This window comes from Sporosarcina sp. 6E9 (genome assembly GCF_017921835.1).
In the GTDB taxonomy this organism is placed as follows: Bacteria; Bacillota; Bacilli; order Bacillales_A; family Planococcaceae; genus Sporosarcina.
In genome coordinates this window covers 1,059,513-1,076,046 of sequence record NZ_JAGEMN010000001.1, presented here as the reverse complement: position 1 = coordinate 1,076,046, position 16,534 = coordinate 1,059,513, and the positions used below count along the sequence as shown (strand labels likewise).

Sequence of the window (16,534 nt, the reverse complement as noted above, 5' to 3'; positions counted from 1 at the left end):
AAAGATTGAAAGTAAAAGGGAGGAAAATAATAATGGATAAATCTTTTAGGCCACTGCTCCCAAATAAGTAAAAGGATTAGTTGAAAAGAACACAATTACCGAAAAAACAATCGCAAAAATGTTCGAAATTGCAAAGGTGCCTTATGAAAAAAGACTATTTTATCTCTTATCTCATTTATAAAGGAAGCCAATAAAGTTAAGATAACAGATGGTAATGATACCATCTTCGCGGAAGAGGATATTGTAAAAATGAACATTCCAGAAGACATTTGGTCGGTAACCGACGAATATGGCAATGAGCTAGTGTGTACAGCAATGTTGCCTAAAGAGTATTAAAGTTTGGAGTAAGTGATTTACCGATTACAACTTTGATGAAATAGTCAATCAATATTCAGATCTTATGAACACCCCCAACATACTCCCTCATTACGCGTAGACTTCTTCGGGAAATTATTATTTAAAATACTTCTAAAATTTATGTTTGAATTATTGAATAATAGTTCAAAGCTGCAATTTACATTTGAAAGGTGTATAGTAAGAAGCATAGGAGTATGCAAGAACACATATTCTTACGTGTAGTTAAACCGTTAAGGAGCGATGTATAAAATGATATTTAAAAAAGGTGAACTGTTTAATGGCCCTGGTGGACTAGCACTTGCAGCGAAAAATGCTAGAATAGAGCATCCAATTACCGGTGAAATTTGGGGAATTGAACATCAGTGGTCAAATGATTTTGATTCCACATCTTGTGAAACATATCGTTATAATATTTGTGGTGATATAGAGGACCAAACTGTTATTTGCGGTCCGGTTGAAAATTTACAAATAGGAAACAAGGAAGTGCTAGGTGAAATTGATTGCTTTGCATTTGGATTCCCGTGCAATGATTTTAGTGTAGTCGGAAAAAAACACGGATTAGATGGTGAGTATGGTGGACTTTATTCATACGGAGTAAAGGTGCTGAAAGAATATCAACCTAAGTTTTTTGTGGCTGAAAATGTAGGGGGCCTTCAAAGTGCTAATGGAGGACAGGCATTTATTCAAATTCTATCTGAGCTCGAAGAATCTGGTTATCAAATAACACCACATCTTTACAAATTTGAGGAATACGGAGTACCGCAAGCAAGGCGTCGAATAATTATTGTAGGTATAAGAAATGACTTGGCTGATAAAGGAATTAAGTTCAGAGTTCCAGCACCTACCACTGCTACTGAATTCGAAACAGCATCTAACGCGATAATGAATCCAGAAATAGAGGAGGATGCCCCCAATCATGAGTATCCAAGACACATGGAGAGGGTTAAGAAAATGCTTAGTTATATACCCCCAGGTGAAAACGCTTGGTACGCCGGTATTCCAGAAGAACTGCGCTTAAATGTGAAAGGAGCTCGAATTAGCTCTATTTATAAAAGGTTGGATCCGGATAAGCCTGCGTATACGGTAACCGGTAGTGGCGGGGGCGGAACTCACATGTATCATTGGGAGGAGTTACGTGCACTGACAAATCGTGAACGTGCAAGATTACAATCATTTCCTGACGATTTTATATTTTTTGGGAATAAAGAAGCGGTGCGAAAACAGATTGGAATGGCGGTTCCGCCGCGTGGAGTACAAACAATTTTCGAAGCAATATTAAAAACGTTTGCTGGTATTGATTATGAATCGGTTGAACCAGCGGCCAATCTCCAACTGGAAAATCTCAAAGGTAATCAGAGTATTCACTCTGAGGATATCATATCTAAAAAAAATGATTTGGCTAGTATATTGTCATAAAGTATAGGTAAAGTTGGTATCTCTTAAAACTATATTTTCTTTCATTTATCAAATTGAAAATTAATTCGATAAATGGCGTGTCATTTCATTTTGTATTCGAAAAAAACAACAGGCATAGTATAAGGTTTTTACTATCCCTGTTGTTTTTTATATTTAACGAAGTAGAAGTGCATCAAAATCCTTGCTTAACCATTTGATAGGCATACCTAAATTCAAAATTGCATCTAGTTTAGGGCCTATATAAATACACGTGGCTTGCTTACTGTCTTTCAACTTATTAATATAGTTATTTAAATGCTTGATATCATCAGGATAACTTAAAGTTCTTGGTAGGAATTGAGAATGTATCAATCTCTCTCCTCTTTTAAAGCTGAACCAAGGTGCATTATCTTTATTGGAAATAAAATCTGTGTGTTTTGCCCATCCTACGATTTCCCCGCTTACTTGTTCAAGAGTCAAAATATGTTCCGGATTTTTACGCAACATAGGATTTGAGGGCATTTCATTTGAAAATTTCACCATTACATATTGATCAGCCATAGGTTTTCCACTTTGTAAATCCCAAAACTTATGCCGTTCAACTAATAGCCATTGAGCTAAATTTGAAGATCCTTTAATATCTAATCGAAGAGGTGAAGGCAAACCATTTTCAATGATAGTAACATCTCCGTTATCAGTATGCAATGGGTCCAAGTAGTGTTGAAAGTCTAAATGTACTGCTATCCCAGTATATTTTTGTTCTATTTCTTTTTTAAATAATAGTTCGGCCAACTTACCTGAAATTTGATCAGCTAAAAATGCTTCTCTTGTGCGTGCTTCATCTGTACCGAACTGTTGCAAGCTTTGACTTCTGTTTTCCCATGCTTTTTCAGCAAAACTATAACAAGTTCTGATCTCATTTTTACTAATAACTGGCATTTCGAACATCGCCTTTCCGCGTTTATAGTATAACTGGAATTAACTATATTTTATTAAATTGGAGTAGATAACAAAACGTCAAGATGTTAGGGAAACGTAAGTTATGTTAATAATTTAAGGTCAAGAAATGCTCACTAGTAGTAATAAAAAAGATTAATGTAAAATAGATAATAAATTATGATTGATCAAACTTCAGTTAATCCTGTATCTATTCCAAAGTCCATAAAGTAAGTCTCCGAATCGATTTTGTAAATTCTAACAGATGTTCGTGAGTAGTTTATGAGATCTTGTGAATCTACTCTAGCACCGAGGGAAACACCTAACCTTCTTCTAAAATATTTACCCATTATGCTATTATTTTCGGTTGTATGAATAGCTTTTCGATTTTGCTGTGCCATTTTACATATAAGTTGTTGACCATCATCTGTTAGCATAGTAAATGATTCATCTAAAGAAGGGAAGAAATCAGGATTATGCCGATTGAAAGGCGTTGGGACAGGTATATATGCCTGATTTGGCTCTCTACCTTCTCTTTGTCCCCAGTTTAAACCCGCTCTTTCGTGAATAGCTGAATCGTTTTGAAGAAGAAGTGAGAGATCGACGAAATCTAAATCATGAAGAAACATCTTACTGGAATTATCCTCATATTTAATCTCCATGTCTAATTGAACTTCTTTCGCTTTTGTTTGTATTCTTTGTATTCTTAAGTTATAGAAATTTATATGGTTTTCTATATCTTCATCTGTGCAATCAATAGTCTCAGCAACATTGAATACCTCATTTACATTTGAATAGTTTACCTCTGCTAATAATTCGTTTTGAGTTCGAAAACCATTCCTTGAAAAGTTGGAGGAACCGATAAATGTTAAGCTATTATTCAAGTGGTGATCGGTCCATGAATAAATCTTGGTATGAATTACCGGGTAAACTTTATGATAGCTAATACTAATTCTTGGGTTCCTGTTGGAAATTTCCTTGTATTGTTCATGATCCCATCTTTTGATTCCATCCTTTTTACCCATTCCGATAATTAGATCAATTTCTATATCGGGGAATCTAGTAATAATGTGAGTTAGAAAAGCAGAAGATGCATAGCCCGATAAAATCCGGATTTTCCGAAAACCATTAATGTAAGGTGTTTCAAAAACGTGTTTCTCCAAGTCTTCTATAAGAAGCATTAATCATCCACCCAATCTTAATGATTTATTAGCCTGAAAATTCAGCGCTTCAATTCAATTGTAATAGGTATTAGGAAATAAATCAATGGGTAGTTAATTAGGACTGATAAATGTTATATAAAACCAATAGTTCCATTTAATTTAATAGGAATTACTTTATTTCAATTAAATATTTAACAAATGTAATGATTAGTACAATCTGTACGTCCTTAATAAAAGCGCTAATAAATATTTATCTGTAAAATATAATGAAAACTCAACTTAATAGGCTTCTGATTATTATAACTTATAAATCGAAATGATATATTTTCGTTATGCACAAAAATACGCGTTTTAAAGGCTTATTTATTCATATATTTAAAATAATTGAACTAGCTAAGCGTGCTTTATCGAAACAGATATGGTATCGTGTGGCGAAATGATAGTTGTGATTTTCTAACTATGAAACAAGGATTGTCCAATTGAATACAGATTCTGTTGAAGTGATTGTAATTACTTTTTTCGAGTTGTGAGGTCACGAATGGAAATAGATATACAAATTTCATTTTCGTAACTGTTCCACGTTGAATAGCAGTATATGGATGGTATATGTTGCGTCTAAATAAACACAAACAAAGTATATTCTGAGTTTCTTTTATTAAAGGATTCTACTTGTTCTGTCTTTATCAGAGAAACCGGAAAACTCTTGTGGTATGTATATCTAATGCGAAAAGAGGAATAAATATGATAATTGAGGATGTTCACCAAGGCGTTTTACGTAAATTCGATGCTTTAAAAGGTCAGACCTTAGTTGGAAAAATTCCAATTAAGGGTGTAAGTAAAGAACAGCGTGTACCAGCAGATGAATTTGTAAGCGAAAGTCATATCCTGCATGACTTAATTCGTGGTTTCTATAAACCTGCTGGGATGCCCTATTTAATTTCATATCAAGCAACTGAATCAGTTGAAAATTATGGTCAACAAATTACTTGGAAAAGTAAAGTTAATAATCAATTTGAGACGATTGAAATGAGACCTCCTAACAGCCCCAAAGATAACAGGAAAAAGAGTGATATTGCGGCTGCACGTTATAATTTAAAAAACCAGATACCTATTGGCATATTACTTAAAGTTAAAAAAGGCGTTAATACTATCTTAGGATTAGGAATAATTATAAAGGAAAATGAAAAGGGTATATTTATTGTCAAACCTTATACTTTAACAACGGTAGTTTTTAAAACAGAGTTAGAAAAGTTTGCTCATCAAATTATAAATAATGATGATTTCGATCAGGAACTTGTTACAGAAATATTACAAGAAGTGAAACAACGTAAAGGACAAGCGAGGTTCCGTAAATTACTGCTGGCTAATTTCGATGTCTGTCGATTATGCGGCGTAAAAGCAGAACATACGCGTGCTAGTCATATTAAGCCATGGTCATCTAGTACTGATAATGAGCGTTTGGATGAGCATAATGGCATTTTATTGTGCCCAAATCATGATTATTTGTTTGACAAGGGTCTGATTACATTTGAAGAAAATGGGGAAATATCGATTTCCAGTCTACTTTCATCAACACAGAGAATGAATTTTAACGTAAACTCAACGTTAAGGATTCGAATTAGTGATGAAATGAAAAAATATATGGAATATCATAGTAAGTTTATATTCGTAAAATAAGAACTTTTCACTTATAAAAAAGAATGAGCTTCTACTTGTCTTGGATGTAAAACCAAAGTAAGTTAGATTTGTATCTTGAAGTTTTACTGAAATCTATATAGTAAGTTTAGTATGTTTTTTACAACTGCATCTATTATTAGAATTACAAATTGTACGCATATAGTTAATGAAGTTTAGAAAAGGGTTTTTTAAATAAACAAAGATTATATACGCTACATTTTCACTATGTAGTAAAAATAATCTTTTTTTTCGTTGTATTTCGACTATAAATAGAATATAATTTTTATAAGTTACGTATAACAGCGAAAATGGAGGTGCACGCAGTGGTTACCAATAAAAAAATGGAGAAGTTTGAGGAGTTAGCCGAAAAAAGAGTTAGCGAGACTTTAAAAAAGTTCAAATTAATAGGTAATTTATCCAATAAAAATAACTATGATTATACTGACGACCATATTAAACAAATATTTGACAACTTGGAAGCAGAAATAAAAGTGCTAAAAGGGAGATTCTCAGAGGAAAGTAAAAGCCGTGATACAGAATTTAAATTCATTAAATAAGAAGTTGGAGGTTCTACTAATGACTATAACTCTAGAAAAAAAAGATTTAATAGGTTGGGAATTCCCTAAAACTGATTGGGGATCCGAAAGTGGGAAAAACGATCCAGGAATTGAAACGTTTAGAGGTAATCCTTATCCATCTATCGCGAGAGAAACAATACAAAATTCAATCGATGCAAATAATAAGAAAGGAAATCCAGTCCGTGTAGACTTTTCGGTCTTCAATTTACCAATTGATGAATTTCCAGGACTTAAAGAGTACGTTTCAATTCTCACTAAATGTCTAAACGAAAGTAAGAAAGATTCTGATACATATAAGGAATTGCAAAATGCCTTAAATATATTAAAGCAAGATGAGATATATTTCATGAAAATCAGCGATTATAATACAACCGGATTGGCGGGATCTGAGAAACTACGTGGTACTGATTGGCATCGGTTAATCAAAGTTGTAGGAGAATCGGATAAGGAAGATACATCTGGAGGGGCATTTGGGATTGGTAAATATGCAACTTTTGTTTGTTCAGATTTGAAAGCTGTTTTCTACTCTTCTTTGGATGAGAGCGGTAAATCGGCATTTCAGGGTGTTGCTAAGCTTATCTCGTTTGAAGATGAAGAAGGAGAACCGCGTCAGGCAACGGGATTCTTTGGTGAACGTGATAAAAAACAACCACTTAAAAATATGGAAGATGTAAACAAAAAGTTCGTTCGAAGTAAAATAGGTACGGATCTTTACATTGCAGGATTTGATTTTCGTGAAACTTGGGTTGAGGAAATTAAAGAAGCTACTGTTACTAGTTTCTTCTCAGCCATTCACCATGGGGATTTGGAGGTAATTGTTAATGGTGATGAAATTAATTCTTCTAATCTAGCTTCAGAATTTCAAAAGATGAAAGAAGAGGGATCGAAATCAAGTGCTATCAACTATTATGAAGTGTTGACTTCCGAAGACAGTCATTATTTTGTTGAGGAAAACTTCTGCGGTCTTGGCGAAGTAAAGATGTATGTAGGCGATAGTAATCGTTATAATAAGAAAACAGCAATGATCCGTAAAACTGGCATGCTAATTAAGGAAAAACCAAATTACCATATCCCAATTAAATACGCAGCTGTACTTTTGATTAATGGTACGGCTTTTAACAAAGAACTCAAAAGAGTAGAAAACCCTACTCATAGCGATTGGGAAACTAAGCGTAAGAAGGATGTCAAAGTAATAAGAAATGCGCTAAAGGAACTCAATGACTGGATGAATTACCATATCAAATCAATTTCGCCGTATGAAGATATTATGAAATTTGATGTTGATGAATTATCGGAGTTTCTTCCAGACAATAATGATGAAGTAGACATTAATCATGCAAATGACGAAGGTGTTAGTGGGATGCCTCTTGAAGCAAAAGTAGAAAAAAATAAGAAACCCAAAAAGCGAAAGAAAGCCAGTAATCCTTCTGATAAGGACCCTGTAGATGAAGGAACTACTACAGAACCGGGATCCAATCCAAACCCAGACCCAACACCGAATCCGGATCCAACACCAAACCCAGACCCAGACCCAGACCCAACACCGAACCCGGATCCAACACCGCAGGGGGGTACTTCTACAGGTGAAATCAAGGCTAGTGTTTTAAAGTACAAAATGTATTGTACTGACCCGCATGCAGCAACTTACAGAATTAAGTTTGATTCGAAAAATGAAGGTGTGCTAACGATTGACTTAGAAATACAAGGTGAAGATTCAGATGTACCGGCTAGTATAGCTAAGGCGAAAATGGATGAAAAAAAACTTCAAGTTATTAATTCTAAAATTGGTCCTTTTAAGGTAAGAAAAGGTAGTAATCGAATTGAATTTGAACTAGTAGAAAAGGTTCGTGTAGCGTTAGGAGTGAGTTTTAATGGTAAGTAAAAACTATCCTCACCCTGTTCTGAATAAATTTACGGACGATTTTGATCACGCCAATGCAAAATTTGAAATTCAAATCGTACAAAGAATTGAAGGTTCAAACTACAATTTCGATTGTGAAGTTGACTTATTCGAAGAAGAGCTAGAGCAATTATTGCGAGAAGACAAGATTAAATTTGTTGTTAAGGTTGCATGTTCTTCAACTAGATATAGATCTGTATTTGAATTTGACAAAGCACAAAAATCTATAACACTTCCGTCATCACAAATAGAAAACTCAATTACATTTGAGACTTTCATTGTTGCAAGGACATATATAAGTTCTTATTCTAGCAAATCTTTTGATGACGATTATGAGGATGCTTCGTTCAGTATCTTCCCTGGTGATATTTTAGCCGAAGGCTCTGTATATGATGTAAATATAACAAAGCTAATTGATCCCTTGGTAAAGCTTCCGTCAATATTCAATATCGTCTTCAATGAGAATAAAGAGGCTCAACCAATTGATGTTAGGTATCCGGATCATAAAATCATTATTTCCCTAAACAAGAAAAACTTTAATCAATATAGGAGATTGAAACAACTACATGGTCAGTATGGCCAATTAGCGGCTCTTACATCTTCGATATTCATCACTCCTGCGCTTGTAGTAGTGCTGGAAGCGTTATTTAAACAGTTATCCGCTTTTCAACATGATTTTGAAGCAATTAAAGAATATATCGCAGAGCAAGAAGACGAGCATCGCTGGTTCAAAGTCATTAATGCAAAACTTATAGATCAAGGCATAGATTTACATGATCCTAGGAACATCTCAGACAGCGCTTTAATTTTGGCACAGAAACTCTTAGGCGATCCATTATCTAATGGGTTAGAATTCTTTGAAGAATTTTTTAATGCACAAGGGGAGGAGGAGAACAATTGAAACTTCACTATTTAAAAGAAGTTGCTGTTAATCAACTAAGAGAGAATATGATGAGCAACGTAGAACATTATAGAAATGCCGATGATTGGATAGGCAGTTATTTAGCCAACTACCTTGATAGTGAGACTTGGAGTTTAGAGTCTAATATCTCGTATCGAAAAGCTGACTTAATCATTCCTATTGGTAGTAGTACAGAAGCAAGTAAAACAGATGCAGAAAATGCAAAAAGAATTCACCGATCGTTAAAAAATCTGACACCAGTACAAGCTATGGATTCTAGGATATGGACGTATCTAACACATCATGTTTTTCAAGAATATATGTCTGCACGATGGTTACTTACCAAACAAGAAGTAACCAAAGGGGCTTTAGATAGATATTTTGCTAATACTAAGCGTGAAGTAATTCGTAATGGAATTGCGCGCTTATGGTGGTATGGATATCTAACATATGATCCGACCAAGGAGAATCCATATGAATTGACAGATTTCCTACTTTCTACACAGAATCTTCCCCATGGATTATTAGAAAGAACTGTAGGGGATAACAAGGAATGGCTGATGGGTATGCTAGAAATCCTAATGAAGTATAAAGATGAGTACCCCGATATTATGATGAAGAAATACATTGACAAATTTGTGGTGTATCTCAATTTTGTAGGTGGTGTAACAGTATTGGATTGTGTGAAAAATGAGGATCTAGATAACCTTTTCTTACAATGGATTCAGAAAGAAAATATTAAAAGTGCTTTAATACAGGTTTAAATATTTCATCTTAATGACTGTTATTTTTTCATTTTACTTATGTAGCATATCCTTTTGAGAATTGAGGTCTAAACATTGGATGCTGAATTATCAATGTGTTAGACTATGCGATGACTTTGGATAATTAACATTAGGATGTTCATAACTAATTATAAAAATGCGTATTTGGGGGAATGGGATAAGTTTTTAGAGGATAGATGTCCTGTATTCAAATAATAATACTGCCCTGACGAATTAGAAAGTATATATATAAACGTTCACAGTAAATAATAGTGAGCGTTTTTGTTTTACTACATAATTTATGTGAATATCGGTGTTAAAATCCTCAATAATAACGGTTTAAAATTCCCCAATCTTCACGGATAATCTATTTCAGATAGAGATAGATTGGAAGTGTGGGAATGACGTTACTGTTGGAGGATTTTTTTATGATAAGAGAATTGAAACAGAAAGGCTGCACGATTAGTGCAATCGCAAGGGAAACCGGATTTGACCGGAAAACTATCCGGAAATATTTAGAGGCTGAATCAGCCCCTGAGAAATGGTATACCTACATTTAATTATGAATGAACGGGCCTATGACAGATTATGAATTTCAAAACACAGAATCTGTTACAGTTGCTTACTTAATGCTTGAGTGTAGAAACCTTAGGACATGGTTTCTTTTCCAGCGTGACTATATTCAGAAATCATATTAATTCATATTGTAACCCCCCTTGTTGATCAGTGGCCACTGAAAAAGTCCGATTTGCTTTAATCACGTTAATATCCGTTCCAATCGGACGCTTTCCGGGGGCACGGCTTCAGTCTCCTCGTCACGAAAAGCACGCTCCTGCGGGGTCTTCAGCTCGCGCTGTTCACGCAGGAGTCGCCGATTTCCACTCCAATCAACTAAGTTCCATTGTATAAAGGGAGATTTTCAGGGCCTGGTTGATCATCTTTGTGGGACTACAAAATTTTTAATCATCGTATTCCAAATTTTAAATGGTTGTTATGGGTTCTATAATATATTTACAAACTTTGATATTCGTTCACCATCTTATAAAATGATGTTTTCTTCATATCCGCTTCCTTCATCGCTTTAACTGCTGTAATATCTCCGGACTGCCATTTATTATAAGCTTGAATGAATTCATCCGTAATTTTGATTGCTGGGCGTCCAAATTTCACACCACTCCTCAGGGCTGAATCAATACCTTCGCGCTGACGAGTCCTAATTCTATCTCGTTCATCTTCCGCGAGCCAAGAAAGAACTTGAAGGATAAGATCTGAGATAAAATTACCAATACTGTCTTTATATTTTGTAGTATCCAACAATGGCATATCAAGAACCACTATATCAGCCCCGATTTCCTTCGTAAGTTCTTGCCACTCGTTTAGAATATCATCCTTGCTTCGACCAAAGCGATCCAGAGAATGAATATAAAGAATATCTCCTTTTCTAATCATTCGTTTCATTAATTGATATTGTTCGCGGTGAAAGTTTTTCCCTGATTGCTTATCGAGAAAAATGTCACGATTATTAATATCAATCTTTTTCATTGCTTCCATTTGCCGGCTTTCGTTTTGGTCTTTTGAACTTACCCTGATGTATCCGAATTTTCGTGCTTCCAAAATAAAACACTCCCTTTAAGAACATTTGTTTCTTTAAGTATATATTTCCGTTCGAAAAGTTGCAAAGGAATGGTTGAACGTTCGGTAATGGATTATACACTTTTACGAACTGTTTTTCGCTATGTTTTTGTTACTTGGAAGAGCGTTCGTTAAAGTGTACTTTTATGAACGGAATGAATTGGTCTAGAAAGAAATCAAATGTCACTTTCGAAATTTGGAGAAGCGTGTTCAGAAAAGGACGAGTTTTGGAACGCAAATTACCAAGTAGCTAAAGGTAACTTTTTTTATTTTGTTCTGCAATCGGGCGATTTAAAGTAATGGTGTATATTAATAAAGATGAAATTATAACGGCGCTGCCATTAGGCTCACCGATTGCATCTATATTCTTTTTTGGTTCGGAGTTGACGTATAAAAAGTTAGAAATAAAGCGAAGTGGAAAAGTAATGAAAATTTAAAAAGAGAAAGGGAAAGGGTTAGGTAGGTAATTTATAAAGCAAAGGTGGATTCATCCTTGCTTTATAAATTAACGGACTATTCCAATCCAATAATAGGGCAAGATTGCAGAATAATGAGCAGTCAAGGGAATCTCGAACTAGCGTATATTTAAGGAATTGATAATAAAAGAAAGAAGGAAGGCAATCATTCGGCTGATGGAATGATTGCCATTTTCATAATATCTAGTGCCATAATCTGCATAAGTCTATTGCCTGTTTTAACTAGGCTTTATTTGCTCCATATAATCCTTAATATCGTTTTCAGACATTTCACCTGTTATAATCTTTATAATCTTGCCGTCTGGATTAATTAGAAAAGTTGTAGGTAGTGGCTTAATATTATAAGTTTGCATTACACCTTTTGTTTTATCAATTAACGTAGGAAAAACCATTCCGTATTGGTTGGCAAATGCTCGGACTTTTAAATCAGACTCAGCAATGTTAACCGCTAGCACTTGAACCCCTTGATCTTTATAAATCTGGTATTGTCTTCCCATTGCAGGCATTTCTTTTTTACATGGCGCACACCAAGTTCCCCAAAAGTTTAAGAAGACACCTTGACCTTTATAAGAGGAGAGTTGATGGCTTTCGCCGTTTAAGTCGACCAATAAGAAATCAGGGGCATCATCCCCAACTTTCAATACATCGTGTTTTTCTTTTATTGAGCTGTTGTATATTGAAAAAAATAATAGCACTGGCCAATACTATTAAAACAATTAATCGCATAATGAAACGATTCTTCTTTTTGTTATTCAACCTACTGCTTTCTCCTTTCAAGAACATGCAGGATATGAACGGCATACCTGAACTGTTTTTATTTATGATTATACTTTACTAAAGATATATCAAAAAACTATGCAGTCACAAAGCTGTCATGATTGTGTATAAAAATATTTTTTTATTCATGTACGGAGCTTTCTGCATATTTAATTCATATTTATTCTTTATACTAAAAATCAGAAGAGGGGCGAATGTTCAATTGAACAGAATCTCGGCCAAGTTAACGGCCTATTTTTTCATTTCGGTACTAATAATGGAAGTATCTCTTATTGTTTATCTCCATCAAAGTATCATTCATTCAAGAATTGATGAAGAATTTTCCCGTCTATTGGCAACCGGTTCAAATCATCGTTACGTGCTTGTCGAATATTATTCAGATACAACAATGAAACATATTGTATTAATGGAAAAAGACAGTGACCGGGAAGTCATCATTACAAATAACCAGGGCGATATTATCCATAGCTCGGGGGAAAATATAGGAACCCTAGAAAAATATCTTCCTACAGCAAAAGATATGCATTTGAGGAATGATAAGATTCTAGCATCAGACTGGGAGGGGTTGCCGTATATCATTAGTGCACATCCTTATAAAGTAGATTCAAGCCATTCAGGTTATGTAATCATGTTTCAAAGTACACGTGCTATCGAAAAGTTAGTCGGGAAGTTGAACTTGCATTTTGGGCTGGCGGGTGTAACGAGCGTTGTGGCCTTATTTATCATATACGCTGTTCTATCCAAATTTCTTACACGCCCCTTAATACGTATGAAGGAAGCGACGGAGAAATTAAGCAAAGGAGATTTCGATGTAAGTCTTCCGTTCATTGGCAATGACGAGCTTGGAGAATTATCAGGTTCTATTCAAAAGCTTGCGGATGATTTAGAACGCTTAAAGACGGAAAGGAATGAATTTTTAGCCTCGATTGCCCATGAATTAAGTACGCCATTGACATACTTAATCGGCTATTCAAAAGTGGCTATAAGACAAGGAATCGACGAATTGGATCGTGATCACTATCTCGCTATTATTGCAGAAGAGTCGGACCGCATGAAAGAACTTGTTAAAAACTTATTGGATTTAGCAAGAATGGATGAAAATACTTTCACAGTTTCGAAAGAATATTTTAATGCACGTCTGTTCTTTCAGGATATCTTCAAGCTCATTGGCCCTTCTTTTAATATGAAGAAACTTGGCTTGGATTTAATTTGCGAAGAGGATGTCGAAATCCATGCAGATCCATTGCGATTAGAGCAAATAATGTTGAATTTAATGGACAATGCATTGAAATATTCAACGGAGAAATCAATTGTCAAAGTGAAGGTTTCAAAGAGCGGTGACAAGTCAGTTATTTCCGTTACCGATTTCGGAATCGGAATCCCATCCGAAGAGACCCCTTTCATTTTTGAAAACCTTTACCGGGTGGAAAAATCCCGTTCGCGCACATCTGGAGGATCAGGCATTGGTTTGGCAATCGTCAAAGAACTTGTCGAAGCCCACGGTGGAAGCGTTGAAGTGGAAAGCAGATTGGGAATAGGTAGTACTTTCACCATTAAGATTTAAAGGGGGGGTAGAAGCCTATATGAGAACAATCCTACTAGTTGACGATGAGCAGAGGATGTTAAATCTTATTGAATTATTTATGATCCCTCACGGCTTTAGATGCATCAAAGAGACGAGTGGAAAGAAAGCATTGGAGATACTTAAGAAGGAAAAAGTTAGCCTGGTGCTTTTGGACGTTATGATGCCGGAAATTGATGGATGGGAAGTGTGTGAAAAAATCCGTGAGTTTTCCAATGTCCCCGTCATAATGTTGACGGCCCGAACCGACAAGCTTGATGTGGTGAAGGGGCTAGATAGTGGTGCTGATGATTATATAACGAAACCTTTTGATGAAAGGGAGTTGTCAGCAAGGGTACACGCACTATTGCGCCGTATGCCCGAAGAAGAAAAAGAAACAGAAATGATTATTTATGGTGATTTTAAGCTGGATAAAGAAACGTATTCATTACAATGGACTGACTCGAAAGTTCCGCTGACACTAAAAGAATTTTATATTATTGAAGCCTTGATTTCGCGACCAACCAAGACTTTCACGCGGGAACAGTTATTACATGCTGCATGGGACTATAACACTTATACGGATATCCGAACAGTTGACTCGCATATACGTAATTTGAGAGATAAATTAAAAACCGCCGGATTTCCCATTGAAGAATTCCTGAAAACGGTATGGGGAATCGGATATAAATGGAATTAAAGGAGAAGTAGAATGATTAAAAAAATGAGCATTTTCACGGGACTATTAACATTGATCATTGTCATGTCAGCGTGTAGCAGTGAAAGTGAAACTTATTCGTTTGGAAAAGTGAAAAATAATAAATTTGATCACTTACATGGATTGGGATATATAAATGGTGGACCTGAAATTGTTATTTCGACTCATGAGGGACTTTACGAATATGACAAAGACGGTTGGAAAGAAGCAAATAGCGAAAAGCATGATTATATGGGCTTTCAAGCCGTACGTGAAGGTTTTTTCTCAAGTGGTCATCCAGAACCAGGATCCGACTATAAAAATCCGCTTGGCCTTGTCAAAAGTACAAATCGGGGTGCGAGCTTTGATAAATTAGCATTTTACGGGGAAATTGATTTTCATTACCTTGCAGCGGGCTATGACTCAAACGCCATCTATGTACTCAATGAAATGCCAACGGAAGAGATGACAGGGGGGCTACATTATACTTTGGATGAGGGAACCACTTGGAATAAGACCACGATGAACGGATTCAATTCGGAATTCATCTCAAATTTGGCTGCTCATCCGTCGCAGAAAGAGATGATTGCAATCGGGAGTAAAGATGGCATATTCCTTTCAAGGGACTACGGTGAAAACTTTGAACTTTTTAATAACGTAAACATGGTTCTATCTGTGACTTTGACTGAAAATGGCGGGTACTATTCAAGCTATGAAAATGAAACAGTACAACTCAAAACATTTACATTTGGTAACAATCAAGAAATGTCTATTCAACTTCCCAATGAAAAAATGAATCCAATTGTCTTTATAGCAGTTAATCCGGATGATAAAAAAGAAATTGTCATTGCAACAGATAATAATGATATTTTCCTGACAAAAGATGTAGGGGCTAATTGGGATGCACTTGCTAAAAACAGTGAATTGAAGAAATAATCAAAACGGATGGTGCTTATTAAATGTATGGATTGATGTCGAAAATCAGTCAAGCAATAACTGAACCAGTGACTATCCTTATACATTCCTTTGAACAATACCCTATTGTTGTTGCGCTACTTTTAGGCTTGGTAGGAGCGGTTGCTCCTTGCCAACTTACTGGAAACATGAGTGCTATAACGTTATATGGAAACCGAACGATTCAAATGAAAGATGACATGGGTGAAATTTTATTCTTTATTATTGGGAAAGTTGCTGTATTCAGTTCTCTAGGGTTACTCGTATGGTTCTTTGGTGAAACATTTGAAACCTCACTAACAGACTACTTTCCTTTGTTTCGTAAAGTAATAGGCCCGCTTATTATTGTTACCGGTCTTGTATTAATAGGAATTCTTAAGCTAGATTTCCTTCGAAAATTAACGATGCGAATTCCTATACGCTTACGAAATGGGAAATTAGGTTCTTTCATGTTGGGTGCAAGTTTTTCCCTCGCCTTCTGCCCAACAATGTTTGTGCTCTTTTTCCTATGGTTAATGCCATTGGTTGTAACAACTTCTTATGGTTTTGTATTACCTGCTGTTTTCGGTGTAGCAACATCGCTGCCACTTATTGTCCTATTTTTCTTCATATGGTTCTTTGATGCGAAGCGGATCATTATGAAGAGAAGCATAAAGACTGGCAGAATTGTGCAACGTTTGGCTGGTGCTCTTCTTATTATTATAGGAATAGCTGATACAATCACTTTTTGGGGAATTTGACTTATAAAACTTATCAAGGCTTTTAT

At 35.4% G+C, this 16,534-nt stretch carries 15 protein-coding genes and 1 pseudogene; 12 read left to right on the top strand and 4 right to left on the bottom strand.

The window, feature by feature from the left end:
• The first annotated feature begins 606 nt into the window (after positions 1–606).
• Positions 607–1,773 (top strand): DNA cytosine methyltransferase, encoded by a 1,167-nt coding sequence (locus tag J4G36_RS05590; RefSeq protein WP_210469061.1) that lies wholly within the window; start codon positions 607–609, stop codon positions 1,771–1,773.
• A 153-nt stretch (positions 1,774–1,926) separates the two neighbouring features.
• Here J4G36_RS05590 and J4G36_RS05585 read toward each other — a convergent pair whose 3' ends face one another.
• Together J4G36_RS05585 and J4G36_RS05580 are read right to left on the bottom strand one after the other, a co-directional pair.
• Positions 1,927–2,691, bottom strand: a complete 765-nt coding sequence (locus J4G36_RS05585) for a hypothetical protein (protein WP_210469060.1) — start codon at positions 2,689–2,691, stop codon at positions 1,927–1,929.
• 185 nt (positions 2,692–2,876) lie between these two features.
• Positions 2,877–3,869, bottom strand: coding sequence for a restriction endonuclease PLD domain-containing protein (locus tag J4G36_RS05580; RefSeq protein ID WP_210469059.1), 993 nt, complete (start codon positions 3,867–3,869; stop codon positions 2,877–2,879).
• Positions 3,870–4,592: 723 nt separating this feature from the next.
• Here J4G36_RS05580 and J4G36_RS05575 point away from each other — a divergent pair.
• From J4G36_RS05575 to J4G36_RS18695, 6 genes are all read left to right on the top strand, one after another.
• On the top strand, positions 4,593–5,528 hold the full coding sequence (locus J4G36_RS05575; RefSeq protein WP_210469058.1) for an HNH endonuclease: 936 nt from the start codon (positions 4,593–4,595) through the stop codon (positions 5,526–5,528).
• A gap of 323 nt (positions 5,529–5,851) precedes the next feature.
• Positions 5,852–6,085 carry a hypothetical protein gene (locus J4G36_RS05570; RefSeq protein WP_210469057.1) on the top strand — a complete coding sequence of 78 codons (234 nt, stop codon included), beginning with the start codon at positions 5,852–5,854 and terminating at the stop codon, positions 6,083–6,085.
• A 19-nt stretch (positions 6,086–6,104) separates the two neighbouring features.
• Positions 6,105–7,988: a hypothetical protein gene (locus tag J4G36_RS05565; protein ID WP_210469056.1), complete on the top strand. Its 1,884-nt coding sequence runs from the start codon at positions 6,105–6,107 to the stop codon at positions 7,986–7,988.
• Positions 7,978–8,907, top strand: a complete 930-nt coding sequence (locus J4G36_RS05560; protein ID WP_210469055.1) for a hypothetical protein — start codon at positions 7,978–7,980, stop codon at positions 8,905–8,907. The genes J4G36_RS05565 and J4G36_RS05560 overlap by 11 nt, the downstream gene beginning before the upstream one ends.
• Positions 8,904–9,671, top strand: a complete 768-nt coding sequence (locus J4G36_RS05555) for a DUF6339 family protein (RefSeq protein WP_210469054.1) — start codon at positions 8,904–8,906, stop codon at positions 9,669–9,671. The genes J4G36_RS05560 and J4G36_RS05555 overlap by 4 nt, the downstream gene beginning before the upstream one ends.
• A 428-nt stretch (positions 9,672–10,099) precedes the next feature.
• Complete coding sequence (locus J4G36_RS18695; RefSeq protein ID WP_256439597.1) at positions 10,100–10,231, top strand: hypothetical protein; 132 nt, start codon at positions 10,100–10,102, stop codon at positions 10,229–10,231.
• A gap of 451 nt (positions 10,232–10,682) precedes the next feature.
• Here the strand turns inward: J4G36_RS18695 and J4G36_RS05550 are convergent, their stop codons facing one another.
• Positions 10,683–11,285: a recombinase family protein gene (locus J4G36_RS05550; RefSeq protein WP_210469053.1), complete on the bottom strand. Its 603-nt coding sequence runs from the start codon at positions 11,283–11,285 to the stop codon at positions 10,683–10,685.
• 317 nt (positions 11,286–11,602) lie between these two features.
• Here J4G36_RS05550 and J4G36_RS05545 point away from each other — a divergent pair, with 317 nt between their 5' ends.
• On the top strand, positions 11,603–11,740 hold the full coding sequence (locus J4G36_RS05545; RefSeq protein ID WP_210469052.1) for a hypothetical protein: 138 nt from the start codon (positions 11,603–11,605) through the stop codon (positions 11,738–11,740).
• A 257-nt stretch (positions 11,741–11,997) separates the two neighbouring features.
• On the opposite strand, the pseudogene resA reads toward J4G36_RS05545, so the two are convergent.
• Positions 11,998–12,505 (bottom strand): annotated as a pseudogene (gene resA, locus J4G36_RS05540) (thiol-disulfide oxidoreductase ResA).
• A 253-nt stretch (positions 12,506–12,758) separates the two neighbouring features.
• Here resA and J4G36_RS05535 point away from each other — a divergent pair.
• Genes J4G36_RS05535 through J4G36_RS05520 form a run of 4 tightly spaced genes read left to right on the top strand, consistent with a single transcriptional unit; the run spans position 12,759 to position 16,508 of the window.
• Positions 12,759–14,120 carry a sensor histidine kinase gene (locus J4G36_RS05535; protein WP_246880414.1) on the top strand — a complete coding sequence of 454 codons (1,362 nt, stop codon included), beginning with the start codon at positions 12,759–12,761 and terminating at the stop codon, positions 14,118–14,120.
• Positions 14,121–14,139: 19 nt separating this feature from the next.
• Positions 14,140–14,817, top strand: coding sequence for a response regulator transcription factor (locus J4G36_RS05530; RefSeq protein ID WP_210469051.1), 678 nt, complete (start codon positions 14,140–14,142; stop codon positions 14,815–14,817).
• 12 nt (positions 14,818–14,829) lie between these two features.
• On the top strand, positions 14,830–15,750 hold the full coding sequence (locus tag J4G36_RS05525) for a F510_1955 family glycosylhydrolase (RefSeq protein WP_210469050.1): 921 nt from the start codon (positions 14,830–14,832) through the stop codon (positions 15,748–15,750).
• A 23-nt stretch (positions 15,751–15,773) separates the two neighbouring features.
• Positions 15,774–16,508, top strand: coding sequence for an urease accessory protein UreH domain-containing protein (locus J4G36_RS05520; RefSeq protein WP_210469049.1), 735 nt, complete (start codon positions 15,774–15,776; stop codon positions 16,506–16,508).
• The last annotated feature ends 26 nt before the right edge of the window (positions 16,509–16,534 follow it).

Excerpts from the sequence above, each read along its gene's own strand:
- J4G36_RS05590 (WP_210469061.1), top strand. The coding sequence starts at position 607 with ATGATATTTAAAAAAGGTGAACTGTTTAATGGCCCTGGTGGACTAGCA.
- J4G36_RS05585 (WP_210469060.1), bottom strand. The coding sequence starts at position 2,691 with ATGCCAGTTATTAGTAAAAATGAGATCAGAACTTGTTATAGTTTTGCT.
- J4G36_RS05580 (WP_210469059.1), bottom strand. The coding sequence starts at position 3,869 with ATGCTTCTTATAGAAGACTTGGAGAAACACGTTTTTGAAACACCTTAC.
- J4G36_RS05575 (WP_210469058.1), top strand. The coding sequence starts at position 4,593 with ATGATAATTGAGGATGTTCACCAAGGCGTTTTACGTAAATTCGATGCT.
- J4G36_RS05565 (WP_210469056.1), top strand. The coding sequence starts at position 6,105 with ATGACTATAACTCTAGAAAAAAAAGATTTAATAGGTTGGGAATTCCCT.
- J4G36_RS05560 (WP_210469055.1), top strand. The coding sequence starts at position 7,978 with ATGGTAAGTAAAAACTATCCTCACCCTGTTCTGAATAAATTTACGGAC.
- J4G36_RS18695 (WP_256439597.1), top strand. The coding sequence starts at position 10,100 with ATGATAAGAGAATTGAAACAGAAAGGCTGCACGATTAGTGCAATCGCA.
- J4G36_RS05545 (WP_210469052.1), top strand. The coding sequence starts at position 11,603 with ATGGTGTATATTAATAAAGATGAAATTATAACGGCGCTGCCATTAGGC.
- J4G36_RS05530 (WP_210469051.1), top strand. The coding sequence starts at position 14,140 with ATGAGAACAATCCTACTAGTTGACGATGAGCAGAGGATGTTAAATCTT.
- J4G36_RS05525 (WP_210469050.1), top strand. The coding sequence starts at position 14,830 with ATGATTAAAAAAATGAGCATTTTCACGGGACTATTAACATTGATCATT.
- J4G36_RS05520 (WP_210469049.1), top strand. The coding sequence starts at position 15,774 with ATGTATGGATTGATGTCGAAAATCAGTCAAGCAATAACTGAACCAGTG.